The organism is Chelativorans sp. ZYF759, assembly GCF_012911015.1.
Classification (GTDB): Bacteria; Pseudomonadota; Alphaproteobacteria; order Rhizobiales; family Rhizobiaceae; genus ZYF759.
On sequence record NZ_WVVV01000021.1, the window covers coordinates 22,033 to 39,810 of the forward strand.

Consider the following 17,778-nt stretch of genomic DNA (forward strand, 5'->3'; position numbering starts at 1 on the left):
TCGTGAGGGGCGAAAATGCCAGAACGGCGCAGCCGAGAACCGACCGCCATCGTCGTGCCGGAACTGTCCGGGGTTTAGCGAAATCGCTGTCCGCCAATTACTGAAATAGCTGTCCGGAGATTACCGGATTCGGTGTCCGGGAATTACCGAAACACGCACCGGAGGCCGCCAGCGTCTAATGGCGTGCCGTCGCCGACCAGATCCGGCCCAAGGTTCCCAAGCTCGCCGCCATCCTCGATGACGCCGAGCCCGATGTGCTCGCCTACATGACCTTCCCGAAGGAGCACCGGGCCAAGCTGCACTCACGGAATCCGATTGAGCGTCTCAACGGCGAGATCAAGCGGCGCACCGACGTCGTCGGCATCTTTCCCAACGATGACGCTATCGTCGTATCCATTCGGCGTGGGCCGCGGAGGAGGCTATTTCATTTCGTCGCGATAGATGGCGATGAGGTTGCGGAGGCTTTCGACGCCGAATTCGGTGAGGGCCATGACGCCCTCTTCGTGTTCGGCGCTGTAGACCCAGATCAAGCCGTCGTCCGGCTCCATTCCGGCCGCGATACCGGCGAGCCAGTCCTCGTCTTCCCCGAGTTCGCGGGCGACGAGCGTGATGGTCTGCACGGCATGTATCTTGTTGATGTGCATCTTCAGGCCGCGATTGCAGCGGGCCTTTGCCGCCAGTTCCAGGGCAGCAGTTCGTCGAGGCTATGGGCGGGGTGTCCGGCAATGCGCGCAAGCACATCAGCAAGCCAGGCCTGCGGATCGACATCGTTGAGCTTGGCGGTGCCGATGAGAGAATAGATGACGGCAGCGCGCTGGCCGCCGCGATCCGACCCGCAAAACAGCCACGCCTTTCGGCCGAGTGGCACGCAGCGCAGGGCCCGTTCCGCCGCATTGTTCGTGATACAGACCCTGCCGTCCTCAAGGAAGCGGGAGAAGGCCGGCCAGCGGCGCAGCATGTAGTTGATGGCCTTGGCCAGATCGTGGTTGCGCGAGAGGCTGGAAAGCTGCGCGATCATCCAGGCGTGAAGCGCTTCCATCAGGGGCGCGCTGCGTTCCTGGCGGACGGCGTGTCGCGCTTCGGTGCTCAGCCCGTTGATCTCGCGCTCGATGTCGAACAGGGCGTCGAGGCGCTGCACCGCCTCCAAGGCGATCGGATAGATCGACCCTGTCCGCTCGCCGCGGCTCTTCCTGCGTGCTGCTGCCTCGATATCGGCCAGCTCGAAGAACTTGCGGCGCGCATGGGCAAAACAGCCCGCTTCGAGCACTGGCGCTGGACGACGTCCGGCCGCGTAGAGCTCGCCATAGCCGCCATAGGCGTCTGCCTGCAGGATCCCGGTCCAGCTATCGAGATGGGCTTGCGGGTGCTCTCCGCGCCGGTCGCGCGAATAGTGGAACAGCGCGGCAGGCGGATCGGCACCGCCGAATGGCCGGTCGTCGCGGACATAGACCCACAGCCTGCCGGTGTCGGTCTTGCCCTTGGCAAGGACTGGCACTGTCGTGTCGTCGCCGTGCAGTCGTTCGGCGGCAAGAACATGGGCCTCGATCTGGCGATAGAGGGGCATGAGCGCGAAAGTGGCCGCGCCAACCTGGTCTGCGAGCGTCGACAGGCTCAGCGGCACGCCCTCGCGCGCGAAGCGCTCGGCCTGGCGGTTCAACGGCTGGTGTTGGCCGTATTTGTCGAACAGCAGCATGGCGAGGAAGCCGGGACCTGCCCAGCCACGCGGCACGACATGGAACGGTGCCGGCGGCTGTGTGATCTTCTCGCAGTCCCTGCACGAGAACCTCTCGCGCACGGTCTGGATGACCTTCCACTGGCGCGGGATCACCTCCAGTGTCTCGGTGATGTCCTCGCCGAGCTTCGACAGTCGCGTCCCGCCGCAGGCCGGGCAAGAACAGGGCGCGGGCATGACAATGCGCTCGCGCGGCAGATGCTCGGGAAACGGCTTCTTTGCCGGGCGTCTGCGCGCAAAGGCGGGGACGTGGGTCGTCCCGCCGCTCGCCACTTCCGCGGCCAGGTCATCCTCACTGGCGGTGGCCGTATGTTCCTCGAGCTGTAGTTCCAACTGGTCGAGCAGCCGGCGGCTGCGCTCGCCACTGGGGCCGAACTGCTCGCGCCTGAGCTTGGCGATCTGGAGTTTGAGGTGGGCGATCATGGCGTCCGTTGCCGATGCACGGGCCTGCGCGGCAGCGAGCTCGGCGCCCATCGAAACCACCAGCGCCTTGAGCGCTTCGACGTCGTCCGGGAGAGGCAAACCAGCGGCTTCCATGGCCGAAGTGAATCAGCACCCGTCGCCCTGCGCAACTGGAAAATGCTGCTTTGGCGAAGGGAATCCGCGTCCTATCCCGCCCTTGCCGGACGCCAGGAATATTGCGGGTTGCGCCAGTCGATTCCGTCGAGCAAACACGCCAACTGAGCGCTCGTCAGCGAGACCGTGCCGTCCTTCGCCTGAGGCCAGATGAAGCGGCCCTTCTCAAGCCGCTTGGCGTAGAGCGACATACCGATCCCGTCATGCCAGATGATCTTCACCAGCGATCCCGCGCGACCACGGAAAAGGTACAGATCACCGCCATGAGGATCGCGCTTCAGCTGCTCCTGCACCAGCAAGGCCAAGCCTTGCATGCCCTTCCGCATGTCGGTGTGGCCCATCGACAGCCACACTCGCGCGCCCGGCGGGATCATCGCAGCGCCTTCAACACCGCCGTGGCCAGCGCAGGAGGTGCGCAGGCGGTGATGCTCACCCGGCCTCCTCTTGCCAAGTCCACGACAATTGCGGGCCGTTCCTCCCCTGGCCGGCATCCACCTTCATCGGTGATCACCGCCTCGGCAAAGCCCGGTTCCGGCTCCGGTCGGCAGAACTTGCGGCGCCACGTGTAGATCAGCGCCGTCCAAACGTCATGCCGACGCGCCACATGCGTTACGCAGGCTCCGGGCGAAAAGGCCTCCTGCAGAATCCGCAGCCGCTCATCGTCGCTCCACCGCCGCCGTCGTTCCGGCCCCGTCAAGAGGGTCACCTGGCCCATCAACCGCTCCTAAGTGTGCTCTTAAGAGCGCACTTAAGACCGATCGCTCACCGCCCCGACAAGGCGTGACACGCCGGAGGGATACCTATCGTCCGTCTGGTCGGAGCCCTGCTGCTGGAGCAGAACGACGAATGGGCCGTCCAGAGAGCCCGCTACGTGACACTAGAAAGCAATGGCCAATTGAGCGATGATCCGCTCATCAGCTTGCCCGCAGTGGCGCGCTGATCAGCCCGGCCAGGCCGGAGAGCTCGGCGACCAGTGCCGCCAGCTACACCACGCAGTGGGACGCATCGAACGGTTTGGTTTAGATCCCGACATCGAGGACCTGATTTAGGCCACCGAGGCGCGCTAGAATCCTTTTCAGCGGGACGAAACCCTCGCACGTTCGCACCGCCTACAAATACATTCGGAGAACCGCCCGGTCCGAGGATCTTTATTTTCACCGTGGGCGGTGGCCGCAGCGCAGTCGGTGCAGACAGCGCGTGACAAGTAGAAGCCTGTCACGCCCCTTGTCGTACTATGAACTTCTGGGGAATTTGTACCGGCCGCTGTTACGCTGTGACAGGTTTTCGCCCGATCGCCTTACATGTGACCAACGGTGACTCCTGTTGGTAGACGCGGTTGACCCTCGATTCTGCAGTTCGCTGTCAGTTTGCACCAACGGAATAGATGAGAAGCAAACGTGTCTCGAGCGCGCGCGCGATATGCATACGCGCGGCTTTCTCCGCTGCGTCTGGATCTCGTGCAGCGATCGCGTCAAGAATAACTCCATGCTCCTCGGCTGCGGACCTACTCCGGCTCTTAACCGCAAACGTAGTGTCAGGTAGAAGTGCGAGGGCATCGTTGAGGTCGTCAAGCATGCGCTTCTGGTACCGATTGCGAGCGGCCTCATAGATCGCGTCGTGGAAGGCGATATTGAGACGCGCGAAGCCAACAGGGTCGCCCTTAAAGTCCACGAATTGCGCATGCACATGGCGCAGCGCGGTAATGTCAGCAGCGGTCGCGTTCTCTGCTGCGAAGCGAGCGGCCGCCCCCTCGAGAATCTCGCGCATCGCGTAGACCTCCATCACCTGAGAGCGCGACAGCACCGTAACCGCGAGCCCGCCGCCGGCGCTTTCCACCATGCCTCGGATCTGGAGCCGCCCCAGCGCTTCTCGTACCGGAGTGCGGCTGACCCCGAGCGAGGCGGCGAGTTCCTCCTCGCGCACGCGCATGCCAGCCATTAGTTCGCCGGAGCGGATGCGTCTGCGCAGTGCCTCGTAGACTTGCTCGCTCCGCGATGTGGCCGATGAAGGCAGGTGTTTCGGGATCGGGTCAGCCATTACAAAATCCTCAATGCGTAACGGCAGCAAACCACAGACCCACTCGCAAATCCAACCGTATGCACTTGTATGCAAAAATGGTCGGGTGTATGGGTGCTTCATATGCAGGCGGATTGACGAATGGGCGAAACCTGGGACGTACTCGTGGCAGGCGGTGGCAATGCCGCCCTGTGCGCAGCGATCGCGGCACGCCGAGCCGGCGCCCGCGTGCTTGTCGTCGAGGCGGCGCCGAAATTCTATCGAGGCGGTAACACGCGCCACACGCGCAACATGCGCTGCGCGCACGAGACAGCCACCGAGCATCTGACCGGTCCCTATACCGAGGATGAGTTTTGGGACGACCTCCTGCGCGTCACGCAGGGGCAGACTGACGAGGATTTGGCCAGGTACATGATCGCTAAGTCGAGCCACATGCTTGGCTGGATCGGCGAGCAAGGCGTCCGCTTCCAGCCGTCTCTGGGCGGGACGCTCAGCCTCGGGCGCACCAATTCCTTTTTCTTGGGCGGCGGCCGCGCCATGCTCAACGCGCTCTATCTGACCGCCGAGAAGCTTGGCGTCGAGGTCAGGTACGATACGCCCATCACGGCCCTGGAGATCGACAACGGCCGCTTCCGCGCCGCGATCCTGAACGGCACGACTCGCATCGAGGCACGCAGCTTTGTCGCCGCCGCCGGCGGCTTCGAGGCTAATCTGGAGTGGCTCAAGGAGAGCTGGGGCGATCGTGCTGAGAACTTCCTCATCCGCGGCACACCCTACAATCGTGGCGACGTCTTACGCATGCTGATCGACGCCGGGGTCGAGCCGGTCGGCGACCCGACGCAGTGCCACGCCGTCGCCATCGACGCCCGCGCTCCAAAGTTCGACGGGGGCATCATCACGCGTCTCGACTGCGTGGTATTCGGCATCGTGGTGAACAGTGAAGCCAGGCGCTTCTATGACGAGGGCGAGGATTTCTGGCCCAAGCGCTATGCGATTTGGGGCCGGCTGGTCGCCGACCAGCCCGACCAGATCGCCTACATCCTATTTGATGCCAAGTCGCTGAAGATGTTCATGCCGTCGCTCTATCCGCCGGTCACCGCGGGCAGCATCGCTGAGCTCGCTGGCAAGCTCGGCCTCGATGCAGCCCGCCTAGAGGCGACCGTCGGCGACTTCAACGGCGCAGTACGATCCGGCAGCTTCGATCACACAGTGCTCGACGATTGCCGCACGGAAGGACTTAACCCACCGAAGACCCACTGGGCGCGGCGGATCGACGAGGCACCGTTTTACGCCTATCCGGTGCGCCCGGGCATTACTTTCACCTATCTGGGAACACGAGTCGACCGCCACGCGCGCGTGCGCATGGCCAATGTGGGCCCGTCCGAGAACATGTTCGCGGCCGGCGAGATCATGGCCGGCAACGTGCTGGGGCGCGGCTACGCGGCCGGCATCGGGATGACCATTGGCGGCGTCTTTGGGCGCATCGCCGGAGAGGAAGCGGCACGACATGCAGTTGGCTGACCATCACGCCGAAGCAGAACGGCTCATGACCATCTGCAATGCCTGCCGTTATTGCGAAGGCCTGTGCGCGGTCTTCCCGGCCATGGAGATGCGCCGCTCCTTCGGCGCCGGTGATCTCGACTACTTGGCCAATCTCTGCCATGGCTGCGGCGCCTGCTATGTGGACTGCCAGTTCTCGCCGCCGCACGAATTCGAGGTCAACGTGCCGCGCACGCTGGCGACTGTTCGCGCGCGGTCCTATCGCGACCACGCCTGGCCCGGCTTCTTGCGCTCGCTCTTCGATCACAACGGACTTGCCATTTCGCTGGCGGCAGCACTCGGCGTCGCCGGGTTCATCCTCGGTTTCGTCTCGTGGCACCAGCCTGCGGTGCTGGTCGAGGCGCATCGCGATCCGTCCTCCTTTTATGCCCTGATGCCGCATGAGGCGATGGTGACGCTGTTCGGCACAGCGTTCCTGCTCGCACTGGTGGCGCTGGCCATGGGGTTTCGCAGCTTCTGGCGTGCCGCGCGCGAGCAGATCCCGGAGCCGGCCGGAGGCGGCTCGCTCTTGCAGGCGCTGCGCGACGCCGGCACGCTGCGCTACCTCGACGGCGGCGGCGTCGGCTGCTACAACGAGGATGAGAGGCCGACGGACAACCGACGCTTCTACCACCACCTGACCTTCTATGGCTTCCTGCTTTGCTTCGCGGCGACCACCAGCGCCACGCTCATGCACTACCTGTTAGACATGCCGGCGCCCTATGCCTGGTACATGCCGCCCAAGGTGCTCGGCACGCTCGGCGGGCTGGGCCTGATCGTCGGTCCGGTCGGTCTGTTTCTTGCTCGGATTAGGCGCGACCCGGAGTTGAACGACGCCGACTGCAGCGGCATAGATACGGCCTTCATAGGCATGCTATTCGGCACCGGCCTGACCGGGATACTGCTGATGCTGCTGCGCCAGACGCCTGCAATGGGCATCATGCTGGCGCTGCATCTTGGCTTCGTATTGGCCCTGTTCGTGACCATGCCCTACAGCAAATTCGTGCACGGCATCTACCGCTACGCAGCCCTGGTGCTCTACGCGCTTGAGCGGCGTCGTCTCGGCTCTAAGGCGGACCGCTCCTGACGCAGGTCAGCGCTTCGGCGGCGCGTTCCAGCCAAACCGCGACAACGCGGCATGGCTCGCCAGGATGTCCTCGTCGGGACGGTCCGAGATGATCTCCATAGTGGAGGGACCCTCGAAGCCAATTCGCTCCAGTGCGTCCCCGATCCGATCGAAAGGGACGACCCCGGTCCCTACTTTCGCATGCGCCCACACCTTCACGCCCGTGTCGGACAAATGGACGAAGCGCAATCTTGGCGCCACGACCTCCAGCCCTTGCGCGGGATCCTCGCCGGCAAAGACGGCGTTGGCGACGTCGTAGGTGATGCCGATACGATCATTGCCGATCAGCGCCAGCCGCTCCATCAAGTGCTCAGCATGGGGCAGGAACGAGTTGGGCACGTTTTCCACCGTGATTTCGATGCCTTCGATCTCGGCGACGCGGTCTAATTCCAGAAGAGCGTCATCGAACCAGCGGTCGCGATAATGGTCGGGCAGCGGCAGCAGGGGGTGTGTCTTGCCCGGCACCACGACCACCCATGGCACGTTCCATTCGGCCGCCAGCCTGATCACGGCGATATAATGGTCGAGCGTGTAGCGTCGCATCTCCGGCGCCGGGCTGACCAGGTTAAGGTCGAGCATCGGCGGGGCGAGCGACAGGATGCGCATGGCGCGCTCTTCGAGGAGACGACGCACGCGGCGCCGGCCTTCGGTGCCCAGGTCGGACGGCCAAAGATGCGGCCAGTTCACCATCAGTTCCATGCCGCGATAGCCCATGTCGGCGATGTGGGCGATGGTGTCGTAAGTCGACAGTTTCCATATGTAGGAGTAGCAGTTGACGGCCAATTCCCGCGTCATGTCCTGGCTCCTTCTCACTCAGCGCATCATCTCGACGCCGCCGCACACGCTCAACGCCTGTCCGCTGACCGATGCACCGAAGGGCGAAGCGAGAAACAGTTGCATGTTGACGATGTCCTCAACGGCGACGGTGCGCCCAAGAGCGACGCGATCCAGAACCTCATCGATGACCGTCTCAGGTTCGAGACCGTCCTCTATGGCGCGCCGCGCCCAAACGCTGCGGAATCGATCGCCCTCGACATGCCCAGGCAAGATAGCATTGACGCGGATGTTGTCGCGGCCGACCTCCATCGCCAGGCTCTTGCTGAAGCCGATGACGCCCCATTTGGCCGCCGCGTAAGGGGTGCGGTTAGGGAAGGCGAGACGGCCCGCAACAGAGCTCATGTTGATGATCGAGCCGCCGCCCGACTCGCGCATGGACTTGACCGCTCTGGCGCTGCAATGAAACTGCGATTTGACGTTGACGGCCAACGTCTTCTCGACGTCCTCCGGCGTAACTTTCTCTATCCCGCAGGCGGGACCGGGCACGCCTGCATTGTTGATCAGGACGTCGATGCCGCCGAGCTTGGTGAGCGCGTCGGCGAACATGCGATCGACTGCGGCTTCATCTGCAACATCGGCAATGCTGCCTTCCAGGCTGTCGGTGGCGGCGATGGTGGCGGAGAGGGGCTCGGGCTGGATGTCGCTGACATAGACGCGCGCGCCGCGTGCCAAGAAGCCTTCGGCCGAGACCTTGCCAATGCCGGAGCCGGCTGCGGTGATGACGACGCGATAGCCGGACAGATCGACCGGTAGGAAGCTATTGCTCATGGGGTTCTCCGATGTGGACGGGCGTGCTTGTGACGTGGATTTCCGTCAGACGGTCAAGCACATCTGCCGCGCCTGCATAAGGAAATTTGGTTCCGCGTGCGGGATCGGGGGAAGCGCCCAGCTTCCGGTGCCAACCGGCTTGATGTCGCGATCGACCGGAACTTCAATTAGATAAGGCACATTGGCCTTCACCGCCGCGGCTATAGCGTCTTCGAGTTGGTCGGCTGCATCGACCTTCGCCGACGCGACGCCGAACGAATCCGCCATCTTGCAGAAGTCGGGGCTGTAGAGTTCGCCCGTTTTGTCGATGGTGAAGCTCGTCGCCAGTTCGCGCCCGCCGAAGAAGCCAAGCTGTAAGTCGCGGATCGAGCCGTAGCCGTGGTTGTTCCAAACCACCCAGACCGCCGGAATGTCGTATTCCTTAGCCGTTGCCAGCACGTGCGGCGTCATCAGGAACGAGCCATCCCCCGAAACGGAAATGCAGGGCCGGTCCGGCGCAGCCAGCTTGGCGCCCAGAATGCCAGACGTCGCATAGCCCATCGCCGCGAAGCCCCAGCTCTGCAGCAATTGTCGAGGACGGCGCGTTTCCAGCAGCTGGACGATCCAGTTGTGGTGGACACCCACATCGGAGGCGACGATGGCGTTTTCGGGCAGCGACCGGTTGAGCGCATCTACCACGCGCTCGGGTCTAAGAGGTACCTGCTGCGACGATGCGTGCGTAGCCTGGAAGCTGTTCCAAGTCGCGAGCGCTCGGCCGAGCCGCTCGATCCATTCGCCGCGCGCAGGGGAGATCTCCCCCTGGTGCTCGCGGACTATGTCTTTCAGCATGAACTCCAGCGTCGCCCTGACGTCCCCGAGGATGCCGCGATGGGTGGGATAGTTCCGGCCGAGTTCCTGCGGGTCGATGTCGACCTGGATGATCCGTGTTGGCGGCACTGAGAACGTGTAGCCGTCCAACCAGGCGCTGGTCGAGCGGTCGTCGAAGCTGAAGCCGAGCGCTAAAACGACGTCCGCGTTCTTGGTCGCCTCATTAGCCGAATAGGTGCCGTTGCGGCCGATCGTGCCAAAGGCAAGCTCGTGGCGGTCGTCAATGGCGCCCTTGCCATTTGGGCTGGTGACCACCGGTATACGCAGCCTCTCGGCCAACAGTCGTAATGCATCCGAGGCCTGGGCGAGAAGTACGCCCTGTCCGGCAACGATGACCGGTCGTTCGGCCGCGCGCAGCTCCGCGACGGCCTTCGCGAGTTGCGCAGGATTGCCGATCGAGCCGCTGCTGAGTTCCGGATCGGCGCTCGCATGACCATTCTCCGTCGTCTCCACAAACACGTTAAGCGGCACGTCGAGATTAACCGGGCCCGGGCGCCCGCTGGTCAGTTGCTGAAGGCCCTGCTTGATCGCCAGCGGCACCATGTCAGCGCGCGTCGGCTGGTAGCTCCGCTTGACGTAAGGGCGGATCACCGAGGGAAAGTCCCCCTGGTTCTGGAAGCCAGTTTCCTGGAACGGGTTGCGGTTGAACTGGCTCGTCGGCACGTTCGCAGTAACGGCCAGAAAGGCCGAAGAATCGGCCATCGCTGCGGCCAACGAGATCACCAGGTTGCATGAGCCCGGCCCGCAGGAGGTGAATGTCGCCACCGCCTCGTTCTTAATCTTGAAATAGGCATCGGCCATGTAGCCGGCTGTCTGCTCATGATGAACCGAGATTGTCTTGATTTTGTTAGAGGCCCGATAGGCCGAGTCAAGAAAGCCGACATTGCCGTGTCCGCACACCCCAAAAATGTAGGGCATGCCGTAGTCGACGAGTTCGTCGACGATGATGTCGGCGCCGCTGCGTGCCATACCTGCCACGTGAAATCCTCCCGATTTTCAACGGGTGGAAGAGCAGCATGCGACGATGAGAATGTCAATTTCATATTGTAAAATTAACCCTGGCGTTTGCCCTCGAGCAGGTCCCAGAACCACCACAGCCTCTCCACGACCTGATTGCTGGTGTCGTCTCGAAACGCCAGATAGTGCGGCGCAAGGCGATGGACGTCGAGCGCCGCCTGGTCGGCATAGACCTCATGCAGGAAGAAGCGTTCCGGCCGCTTGCGATCCTGGTGGATGTCGAAGCGCAGGCATCCCTCCTCCGCCGTGAGCGTGGCGGCCGCGTGGCGCAGGAGGCGCTCGCGGAAGGCGTCGATCGCATCGGCGCGGCAGGTCAGGTGCGCGGTGTGAACCAGCACTGCTTAATCGTCCTTGTCGAGGTCGAGCACGGTGCGCAGGTCGATCTCGGCCTCGAAGCCGAGCTGCTCGCGCGCCTTGGTCAGGTCGTAGAGCGGCGCGTAGGGGTTATTCTCGTAGAGCTCGGGATTTCGCACCTCGGGCAGGTAGCCCAGAATGCGCTCCAGCCGCTCGAGCGTCGGCTCAGGCGCCAGCGTATTGCTGGCCGACAGGAAGAATTCCTCGAAGCCGTCGACCTTGGCGTTCAGCGCCAGGCGGAAGGCTCGCGCCGCGTCGCGCGGCTCGACATAATGCCATGCCATGCCGCCGCCGGCGCCGGACGGGCCGCCGGCCATGCGGGGCGTGTAATTGTCGGGATCGGCGGCGCGGGCGCGCAATTCGCCATACATGACCTCATAGGCCACGAATACCGGCCGCAGCGACACCACCTCGATCTTGCCGCGCAGCGCGAAGCTGCGTCCCGTGTCCTCATTGAGCACCTTGCTAAGACCGTACGGATCGGTGGCCCGGCGCGGATGGCTCTCGTCCACCGGCAGATAGAGCGGCGGCAGCATCGCGCCTTCGCGCACCGTGTAGCCGACGACGGAATCGCTAGAGCAAATCACCACCCTCCGTACGCCCGCCTGCTCGGCAGCATCCAGCACCTGCCAGGTGCCGACCACGTTGATGCGGATCAGTTCCTCCCCGGTGCCCGACCAAATGTTGGGAAGCGCGGCGACGTGAATGATGGCGTCTTGGCCGGCCGCGGCCGCGTCGACCAGCGCGCGATCGGTCATATCGCCGACATGCCAGGCAATGTCGGCCTCACCTTTGCGCCGATCGAGCCCGGCGACCTCGTGCCCATGCTCGCGCAACTCGTCTACGATCGCGCCACCAAGCATGCCGCCTGCACCGGTAACCAGTATCTTCGCCATCTCAAGCTCCTCTCGTGCCCGGACAGGGCATCGAGAAACTGCTACATTACGAGAAGCAAATTCACAATATGAAATGAAAATAGCTTTAACAGCCTGCCGGCTATGGGGCGCCGCCTAGTTCCGCCGACAGCTTTACCGAGGCCTTCAGTACCAGGGAGCTCTTTTCCTGCAGCGATTGCAGCGTGAGCCGCCAGATCGGTGCGGAAATGCCAATGGCGGCGATAGTCTGGCCGGTGAAGTCCTTCACCGGCGCGGCAACGCAGCGCGCCTCGTCGTTAAACTCTCCGTCGTCATAAGCGAGGCCGGCCGACAGCGTCTGGCGCAATTCCTCGCGTATGCGTTGGGGGTCGACTATCGTCTTAGCGGTCAGCGGTGTCGGTGGATTAGCTTCGAAATACCTGTCCACCTGCGCCATGGCGAGCGGTGCCAGAAGCACTTTGCCGAGCGCGGTAGCATGCCCTGGTCGCACCCCGCCGGTTCGCTCCTGCATCTGGAACACGCCGCTGCCGGAAACCCTGCCCGCGATCACGATTTCGTTCCCTGTCATGATCGCGAGGTGAGAACTCTCGCCGGACAGCTCTGCTAATTCCTCTAGGATAGGCATCGCCAATGCGACCATCTCCGATTCGCTGCGCGAGGCCGCGGCGAGGCCGAAGATCATGCTGCCGACGTGATATTTTTTGGTGTCGGGCGACTGGCGGACATAACCCAGCGACACCATGGTGCGTATTAGATGGAACGTGGTGCTGTTGTGGAGTCCAACGCTCTTCGATAGGTCGGCCAGGCTGATTCCCTGCGGATGCGACGCCACCGTCTCGAGCAGCTTGAAGGCCCGCTCCAGGGACTGGACACCGGTCCGCTCTTTGGTCTTCGCGTCCGTGGACTCAGCTCCCATCACCATGCTGCTCATGCAGGCTCCATCATCGATTCAGCGACGCGATACTCGCCATCGCCGCAATTCTAATTATAGAGCGGCATGCTTTCGCGCGCCAGTCTGCCTCATCTTGGCAAGTTCACTTTGCATCGCGGAAAACTTGGTCGCAATGAGCTCTATTCGTCATTAACCGGCGTCGTGATGACGAGAAATATCAGATTAGCCAGCCCCGTATTATGGAACGCGTGCTCGATCCCCGGCGGAATGAAAATGACGTCGTGCCGGCGCACCACGCGCTTCTCGTCACCGAACTCGAATAGGCCCTCGCCGTCCAGCACGTGATAGATCTGCTCCTGCACCTTGTGCTTGTGGCGCGCCACATAGGCCTTGGGCTCGTAGGAAGAGATTCGATGGTCGATCAGCCGCGACTGGGCCGTGTCGGGATGCACCAACAGCTTGGACAGCGCCCCGCCATGATGCCCCGGCAGTTCGTGCCACGGCACTTCCGCGATGTTGTGGATAACAGTTTTTCGCTCGCTCATCATTGGGCTCCTTGGGTCTGTTTGCGGGCAGCCTCGACATAGGCGGTGATGCCCTTGCGAATGTCGAAGCGCGGAACATAGCCGATATCGCGACGCGCTCGCGTTACGTCCAGTGCCCCTTTCCGGACGGCCCTGAGATCGCCACCATGCCGGTATTCGCCTGCCGTCACGGTGACGTCCGCGTGGGGCACCGCCGCCTTGACGGCAGCTACGATTTCGGAGAGCGACACCGCTTCGCCCGAGGCGATGTTGTAGGTGTCGTGGGGCAGGGCGCCGGCGTCGAGGATCCGGATCAGCCCGTCGACACAATCGTCGATATAGGTATGGTCGACCCGGAAGTCGGCGCCTGATGGAAGGTGGAGCGGCGTACCGGCGACCGCAGCGTCGACCAGCGTCTTGGGAATGCGCGGTCGCGGCAGGCCCGGACCGTAGACCCAGCATGTGCGCACGTTGACAATCGAGAGTCCGTGGCTCTCGCTAAAGTCGCGGGCCAACTGTTCAACGGTGTACTTGCTGATCCCGTAGAGCTTGACCGGCCGGCAAGCGTGGGTCTCATCGATCCGGTCGGCCTCGAAATGGCCGTACACCTCCTCGCTCGACAGGTTAACTACCCGTTTGAGGTCGAACAGCCTGGCGAGATTGAAAACGTTGAGGGATCCCTCGACGTTGATACGCATCGTCGCCACGGGCGCGGCTTCCGAGTTGATGACGCCCACGATCGCCGCGCAGTGGACGACCGAGTCAGGAGCGAACTCCTTGAAGCACTGCGCCAGCTGCGCCCATTCCGTCACCTCGCCATGGCGATAGCTCGCCCTGTCGGGATGCGCTTCGAGCACGGCTGCGAGATTGCGGCTCTTGGCAATGTCGACGGCTAGTACCTGGTCGCCGCGCGCAGCAAGGGCGCTGCAAAGGGCGGCACCGATGAAGCCGCCGCCGCCGGTAACTAATATGCGCATCAGTGTCTTCCTGACTCTGCTTGGGGCCGTCATGGTAGGCGTTTCAGGCCCCGGCGAAATAGGGCTTGCCGAATGCCGGCTCCTTGTGCGGGCGCGGCGGAAGCTGCCATGAGCCGGTGCTGGGTGGCCGGATGTCGGCGTCGACATGCACGTCAAGCAGGTAGGGACGGTTCGCCTTTACCGCCTCTTCTAGCGCACCGGCGAAATCCTGCGAGCGTGTCACGGTCTTGGCTGCCACGCCCGAAGCACGCGCCCAGGCCGCGAAGTCGGGATTATAGGGCTGGCCGTCGTCGCCCGAATAGAAGGCCGTACCGATCTCGCGGCCCTCGAACTGTCCGTACTGGATGTCGCGTATCGCGCCCCAGGCGAAGTTGTTCCACACCAACCAGACGACCGGGATGTTGTATTCGACCGCCGTGCAGAGCACGTGCGGAACCATGGTGAAACCGCCATCGCCGCAAACGGAGATGACCGGGCGATCGGGTGCGGCGAGCTTCGCCCCGAGCGCCGCCGACGGACCGAACCCCATGCCGGAGAAACCCCAGCTGTTCAGCATCGAGGCGGGATTGCGCGCCTTCCAGAACTGCATGAACCAGTTGTGGTGGATGCCGGCATCGAAGGTCATGATCGCGTTGCTTGGGAGGATGCGCTGACAATCGTGGACGATGCGTTCGGGACGAATTGGGCTGGCGTGCATCTCGAATTTGGGGCCAACGAAGGCTTCCCACTCGCGCGCCCAGTCGATGGTGCGCGCGCGCCAGTCCTCGAGGCGCGGGCCAGCCGGCACGTTGCGGCGATCGATCTCGGAAAGCAACTGGCGCAGGAAGGTGCGCGCGTCGGCCAGGATTGGCAGGTCGGGCGCATAGTTGCGGCCGATCTCGGCATGGTCGACATCGGCATGGATCAGCTTGGTCTGCGGGAAATTCCAAGAATAGCCCTTCAGCCAGGACGAGGCCGATCTGTCGTCGAAGCGGGCCCCGACCACGATCACGAGATCGGCCCTGCGGCCCGCCTCGTTGGCTGGGTAAGATCCGTTGCGGCCGATGAAGCCCAGCGACAGCGGATCCTCCATATCGAGCGTGCCCATGCCGTTGGGCGACGAGATGACCGGGATCGACAGCCGATGCGCGAACGCCGTCAGTTCCTCGCTCGCTTCGGACAGGGTGACGCCGTGGCCGACGAACAGCACCGGGCGCTCGGCGGCCAGGATCATGTCCATCGCCGTTCGCACGTCCTCCTCGTTGGCACCCGAGCGTCGGGCGTTGAGGCGCGTCGGCTGGCTGTGCTCGAGTTCGACCTCGGCGCTCTCCTGGAACAGGTTGTAGGGAACGTCGATCTGCACCGGGCCGGCGCGTCCCGACAGCATCGTCTGCATGCCCTGGCGCAGTGCAAGTGGCAGCATCTCGACGCGGGTCGGCTGGAAGCTGCGCTTGACCACCGGCTTGATAACCGAGGGGAAATCGGCTTGAAAGTGGCCGTTGATCTCCTGGAACGGGCTGCGGTTGAACTGCGAGGTCGGCACGTTGGCGGTTATGGCCATCATGGCGGATGAATCGGTCATGGCGAGCGCCAGCGGCATCACCATGTTGGCCGAGCCGGGCCCGCACGAGGTCAGTGTCGCCACCGGCTCGTGGCGGACGCGGAAATAGCCGTCGGCCATGTGACCCGCCGTCTGCTCGTGGCGCGGCGAGATCAGTTTGAGGTCGTCCTTCGCGTCGTAGAGGGCGTCGAGCATTCCGACATTGCCGTGGCCGCAGATGCCGAACACGTACGGCACCTTCTCCTTGACGAGGAAATCGACGATCAGTTCTGCGCCTTTGGGCATGGGGTCACACTCTTTCTTGTGTTTGGTCAAGCTAGCTTTCCATATTGTGAAAAGTCAACCGACGATATGAAATTTCAGTCGAAAGCGGTGGCGCGCGAGCGCGTCTGCCAGCGGGCGATGTCGCCCTCGACCTGCTCGATTTTCTGACGCATCTGGCCGATGCAGATTTCACCCAGCGGCAGACGAAGCGGCGCGTCACCTTCATCCACCACGTCGAACACCAGGGCTGCCGCCTTGGCGGGGTCGCCGGGCTGCTTGCCGTCGGCCGCCATCATGTTCTCGCGGAATGGTCCGAGGGTCTCGCGATAGGCCTCGTGAAGCGGGGCCGTGTGAAGCGACCTGTTGCGGAAATCGGTGCGGAAGGGGCCCGGCTCGATGATCGTCACCTTGATGCCGAACGGTGCCACTTCCTTTGCCAGCGATTCCGACAGCCCTTCGACCGCGAACTTTGCGGCGCTATAAAAGGAAAAGCCGGCAGCGCCCGAGAAGCCCAGCATCGATGAGATATTCAGAACATGGCCGCCTGCCTGTGCACGCATGTGCGGCAGCACGGCCTTGAGCATCCGGTGCACGCCGAAGAAATTGGCCTCAAAGGCGGCGCGGCCTTCGACATCGTCGATCTCCTCGGTCGCGCCGACCGTGCCGAAGCCGGCATTGTTCACCAGCACGTCGATGCGGCCGCGCCAGGCGACCGCGCGCTCGACCGCGCTTTCCACACTTGAGTCGGAGGTGACGTCAAGGTCCACCGCCAGCGCCGATTCCGGATGGGCGGCGACGATGTCGGCGACGGCGTCGGTGTTGCGTGCGCTCACCACCGCGGCATCGCCGCGGGCAAGAACCTCGTTGGCGAAGGCGCGTCCAAGGCCGCTTGAGCAGCCGGTTATGAGCCAGACCCGGGGCGTCTTCGCGGATGGCGGTTGAGACATGTATTCGGCCTTTCCACGGCGCGACGTGCGCCGCTACGTGCTTTTGCGATCGTAGAGCTTGAATAAGGCAGCCATGTCCTCGCCCCCATGGCCCTCATGGACGCGTTGACGGATCATCTCCCCGGCAAGTGAATTCAGCGGCATAGGCGCGGCAGCGTCCGTCGCCAACAGGCGCACCACCGCCAGATCCTTCATCATCGTGTCGAGCGTGCCGGTCACCGCGAACTCGCGCTCCACCATCCGCGGCCACTCGCGCTGCAGTAGGTTGGAATCGCCGTATCCGCCGTTCAGGGCCTGCGGGATCTTGCTTGCGTCGATGCCGATCTTCTCGGCGAAGTTCAGCACCTCCGACAGCAACACGAATATGGTCGAGACCAGCGTCTGGTTGACCATCTTGGCCTTCTGGCCGGCGCCGCTGTCGCCCACGCGCGTCAGGTTGCGGCACAGTGGCTCGAGCACGGGGCGCACGCGTTCGATTGCGTCCTCTGGTCCACCCGCCATCACCGCCAGGGTGCCGTTAGCCGCCCCACCAGTTCCGCCGGAGACGGGCGCGTCGATCCAGATCATGCCCGTCTTTTCAGCCAGGGAAGCGGCCATCTCTTCAGTCTCGATCGGCGAGATGGTGGACATGTCGACGAGAATCTTGTGGGGTCCGGCGCCTTGGGCGAGACCCTCGGGCCCGAACACCACGGCGCGCATTGCCGCGGTGTCGGACACGGAGGTGATCACAACGTCACAGCGGCGGCACAGTTCGGCGGCGGTCGGCGCGATTGATGCGCCGGCCTCCTCATACGGCTTCAGCTTATCGGGAGAACGCCCCCACAACACCACCTCGTTGCCCGCCTGCAGCAGCCGCTCGATCATGCGTCCGCCCATCTTGCCGGCGCCAATGTAGCCGCAAATTACTGTCATGAGTGCCTCCCTTCG

Annotated in this window: 18 protein-coding genes and 2 pseudogenes; 4 read left to right on the forward strand and 16 right to left on the reverse strand. The window is 63.5% G+C overall.

Annotation, left to right across the window (positions count from 1 at the left end; translation table 11 throughout):
• Nucleotides 1-179 precede the first annotated feature (179 nt).
• Nucleotides 180-386, forward strand: a pseudogene (locus GRZ55_RS21500) (transposase); the annotation flags it as partial.
• A 33-nt stretch (nucleotides 387-419) separates the two neighbouring features.
• Here the strand turns inward: GRZ55_RS21500 and GRZ55_RS21505 are convergent.
• The 4 genes from GRZ55_RS21505 to GRZ55_RS21520 all read right to left on the reverse strand — a co-directional run bounded on the left by GRZ55_RS21505 (nucleotide 420) and on the right by GRZ55_RS21520 (nucleotide 3,023).
• On the reverse strand, nucleotides 420-644 hold the full coding sequence (locus GRZ55_RS21505) for a hypothetical protein (RefSeq protein WP_169289003.1): 225 nt from the start codon (nucleotides 642-644) through the stop codon (nucleotides 420-422).
• A gap of 2 nt (nucleotides 645-646) precedes the next feature.
• Nucleotides 647-2,269, reverse strand: a complete 1,623-nt coding sequence (locus tag GRZ55_RS21510; protein WP_169289004.1) for an IS66 family transposase — start codon at nucleotides 2,267-2,269, stop codon at nucleotides 647-649.
• 71 nt (nucleotides 2,270-2,340) lie between these two features.
• Entirely contained in the window at nucleotides 2,341-2,682 is a 342-nt protein-coding gene (tnpB, locus tag GRZ55_RS21515) for an IS66 family insertion sequence element accessory protein TnpB (protein ID WP_169289005.1), read from the reverse strand.
• Nucleotides 2,679-3,023 carry a transposase gene (locus GRZ55_RS21520; RefSeq protein WP_169289006.1) on the reverse strand — a complete coding sequence of 115 codons (345 nt, stop codon included), beginning with the start codon at nucleotides 3,021-3,023 and terminating at the stop codon, nucleotides 2,679-2,681. Before GRZ55_RS21520 ends, tnpB begins: the two co-directional genes overlap by 4 nt.
• A gap of 87 nt (nucleotides 3,024-3,110) precedes the next feature.
• On the opposite strand from GRZ55_RS21520, the pseudogene GRZ55_RS21525 reads away from it, so the two are divergent.
• Nucleotides 3,111-3,248 (forward strand): annotated as a pseudogene (locus GRZ55_RS21525) (IS256 family transposase); the annotation flags it as partial.
• Between the two features lie 422 nt (nucleotides 3,249-3,670).
• Here GRZ55_RS21525 and GRZ55_RS21530 read toward each other — a convergent pair.
• The gene (locus GRZ55_RS21530; protein ID WP_169289007.1) at nucleotides 3,671-4,345 is read right to left on the reverse strand and encodes a GntR family transcriptional regulator; all 675 of its coding nucleotides are present in this window, start codon (nucleotides 4,343-4,345) and stop codon (nucleotides 3,671-3,673) included.
• Nucleotides 4,346-4,465: 120 nt separating this feature from the next.
• Between GRZ55_RS21530 and tcuA the strand changes: the two genes are divergently transcribed.
• Together tcuA and tcuB are read left to right on the forward strand one after the other, a co-directional pair.
• Nucleotides 4,466-5,845 carry an FAD-dependent tricarballylate dehydrogenase TcuA gene (tcuA, locus tag GRZ55_RS21535; RefSeq protein ID WP_169289008.1) on the forward strand — a complete coding sequence of 460 codons (1,380 nt, stop codon included), beginning with the start codon at nucleotides 4,466-4,468 and terminating at the stop codon, nucleotides 5,843-5,845.
• Nucleotides 5,832-6,950 (forward strand): tricarballylate utilization 4Fe-4S protein TcuB, encoded by a 1,119-nt coding sequence (tcuB, locus tag GRZ55_RS21540; protein WP_169289009.1) that lies wholly within the window; start codon nucleotides 5,832-5,834, stop codon nucleotides 6,948-6,950. The genes tcuA and tcuB overlap by 14 nt, the downstream gene beginning before the upstream one ends.
• A 6-nt stretch (nucleotides 6,951-6,956) precedes the next feature.
• Here the strand turns inward: tcuB and GRZ55_RS21545 are convergent, their stop codons facing one another.
• The 11 genes from GRZ55_RS21545 to GRZ55_RS21595 all read right to left on the reverse strand — a co-directional run bounded on the left by GRZ55_RS21545 (nucleotide 6,957) and on the right by GRZ55_RS21595 (nucleotide 17,763).
• The gene (locus GRZ55_RS21545) at nucleotides 6,957-7,784 is read right to left on the reverse strand and encodes a sugar phosphate isomerase/epimerase (RefSeq protein ID WP_169289010.1); all 828 of its coding nucleotides are present in this window, start codon (nucleotides 7,782-7,784) and stop codon (nucleotides 6,957-6,959) included.
• A gap of 18 nt (nucleotides 7,785-7,802) precedes the next feature.
• Nucleotides 7,803-8,594, reverse strand: a complete 792-nt coding sequence (locus tag GRZ55_RS21550) for an SDR family oxidoreductase (protein ID WP_169289011.1) — start codon at nucleotides 8,592-8,594, stop codon at nucleotides 7,803-7,805.
• A gap of 45 nt (nucleotides 8,595-8,639) precedes the next feature.
• Nucleotides 8,640-10,430: a thiamine pyrophosphate-binding protein gene (locus GRZ55_RS21555; RefSeq protein ID WP_169289031.1), complete on the reverse strand. Its 1,791-nt coding sequence runs from the start codon at nucleotides 10,428-10,430 to the stop codon at nucleotides 8,640-8,642.
• Nucleotides 10,431-10,513: 83 nt separating this feature from the next.
• A complete protein-coding gene (locus GRZ55_RS21560) occupies nucleotides 10,514-10,816 on the reverse strand; it encodes a putative quinol monooxygenase (protein ID WP_169289012.1) in 303 nt (100 codons plus the stop codon).
• A 3-nt stretch (nucleotides 10,817-10,819) separates the two neighbouring features.
• Complete coding sequence (locus tag GRZ55_RS21565) at nucleotides 10,820-11,728, reverse strand: NAD(P)-dependent oxidoreductase (RefSeq protein ID WP_169289013.1); 909 nt, start codon at nucleotides 11,726-11,728, stop codon at nucleotides 10,820-10,822.
• A 100-nt stretch (nucleotides 11,729-11,828) separates the two neighbouring features.
• Nucleotides 11,829-12,638: an IclR family transcriptional regulator gene (locus GRZ55_RS21570; RefSeq protein ID WP_169289014.1), complete on the reverse strand. Its 810-nt coding sequence runs from the start codon at nucleotides 12,636-12,638 to the stop codon at nucleotides 11,829-11,831.
• Between the two features lie 140 nt (nucleotides 12,639-12,778).
• Nucleotides 12,779-13,144, reverse strand: coding sequence for a cupin domain-containing protein (locus GRZ55_RS21575; RefSeq protein WP_169289015.1), 366 nt, complete (start codon nucleotides 13,142-13,144; stop codon nucleotides 12,779-12,781).
• The gene (locus tag GRZ55_RS21580; RefSeq protein ID WP_169289016.1) at nucleotides 13,144-14,100 is read right to left on the reverse strand and encodes an NAD(P)-dependent oxidoreductase; all 957 of its coding nucleotides are present in this window, start codon (nucleotides 14,098-14,100) and stop codon (nucleotides 13,144-13,146) included. The genes GRZ55_RS21575 and GRZ55_RS21580 overlap by 1 nt, the downstream gene beginning before the upstream one ends.
• A gap of 43 nt (nucleotides 14,101-14,143) precedes the next feature.
• On the reverse strand, nucleotides 14,144-15,925 hold the full coding sequence (locus GRZ55_RS21585) for a thiamine pyrophosphate-binding protein (protein WP_169289017.1): 1,782 nt from the start codon (nucleotides 15,923-15,925) through the stop codon (nucleotides 14,144-14,146).
• Between the two features lie 74 nt (nucleotides 15,926-15,999).
• Nucleotides 16,000-16,851 (reverse strand): oxidoreductase, encoded by an 852-nt coding sequence (locus GRZ55_RS21590; protein ID WP_169289018.1) that lies wholly within the window; start codon nucleotides 16,849-16,851, stop codon nucleotides 16,000-16,002.
• A 33-nt stretch (nucleotides 16,852-16,884) separates the two neighbouring features.
• Nucleotides 16,885-17,763: an NAD(P)-dependent oxidoreductase gene (locus GRZ55_RS21595; RefSeq protein WP_256379828.1), complete on the reverse strand. Its 879-nt coding sequence runs from the start codon at nucleotides 17,761-17,763 to the stop codon at nucleotides 16,885-16,887.
• Nucleotides 17,764-17,778: the final 15 nt, after the last annotated feature.

Excerpts from the sequence above, each read along its gene's own strand:
- GRZ55_RS21505 (WP_169289003.1), bottom strand. The coding sequence starts at position 644 with ATGCACATCAACAAGATACATGCCGTGCAGACCATCACGCTCGTCGCC.
- GRZ55_RS21510 (WP_169289004.1), bottom strand. The coding sequence starts at position 2,269 with ATGGAAGCCGCTGGTTTGCCTCTCCCGGACGACGTCGAAGCGCTCAAG.
- tnpB (WP_169289005.1), bottom strand. The coding sequence starts at position 2,682 with ATGATCCCGCCGGGCGCGCGAGTGTGGCTGTCGATGGGCCACACCGAC.
- GRZ55_RS21520 (WP_169289006.1), bottom strand. The coding sequence starts at position 3,023 with ATGGGCCAGGTGACCCTCTTGACGGGGCCGGAACGACGGCGGCGGTGG.
- GRZ55_RS21530 (WP_169289007.1), bottom strand. The coding sequence starts at position 4,345 with ATGGCTGACCCGATCCCGAAACACCTGCCTTCATCGGCCACATCGCGG.
- tcuA (WP_169289008.1), top strand. The coding sequence starts at position 4,466 with ATGGGCGAAACCTGGGACGTACTCGTGGCAGGCGGTGGCAATGCCGCC.
- tcuB (WP_169289009.1), top strand. The coding sequence starts at position 5,832 with ATGCAGTTGGCTGACCATCACGCCGAAGCAGAACGGCTCATGACCATC.
- GRZ55_RS21545 (WP_169289010.1), bottom strand. The coding sequence starts at position 7,784 with ATGACGCGGGAATTGGCCGTCAACTGCTACTCCTACATATGGAAACTG.
- GRZ55_RS21550 (WP_169289011.1), bottom strand. The coding sequence starts at position 8,594 with ATGAGCAATAGCTTCCTACCGGTCGATCTGTCCGGCTATCGCGTCGTC.
- GRZ55_RS21555 (WP_169289031.1), bottom strand. The coding sequence starts at position 10,430 with ATGGCACGCAGCGGCGCCGACATCATCGTCGACGAACTCGTCGACTAC.
- GRZ55_RS21565 (WP_169289013.1), bottom strand. The coding sequence starts at position 11,728 with ATGGCGAAGATACTGGTTACCGGTGCAGGCGGCATGCTTGGTGGCGCG.
- GRZ55_RS21570 (WP_169289014.1), bottom strand. The coding sequence starts at position 12,638 with ATGAGCAGCATGGTGATGGGAGCTGAGTCCACGGACGCGAAGACCAAA.
- GRZ55_RS21575 (WP_169289015.1), bottom strand. The coding sequence starts at position 13,144 with ATGAGCGAGCGAAAAACTGTTATCCACAACATCGCGGAAGTGCCGTGG.
- GRZ55_RS21580 (WP_169289016.1), bottom strand. The coding sequence starts at position 14,100 with ATGCGCATATTAGTTACCGGCGGCGGCGGCTTCATCGGTGCCGCCCTT.
- GRZ55_RS21585 (WP_169289017.1), bottom strand. The coding sequence starts at position 15,925 with ATGCCCAAAGGCGCAGAACTGATCGTCGATTTCCTCGTCAAGGAGAAG.
- GRZ55_RS21590 (WP_169289018.1), bottom strand. The coding sequence starts at position 16,851 with ATGTCTCAACCGCCATCCGCGAAGACGCCCCGGGTCTGGCTCATAACC.
- GRZ55_RS21595 (WP_256379828.1), bottom strand. The coding sequence starts at position 17,763 with ATGACAGTAATTTGCGGCTACATTGGCGCCGGCAAGATGGGCGGACGC.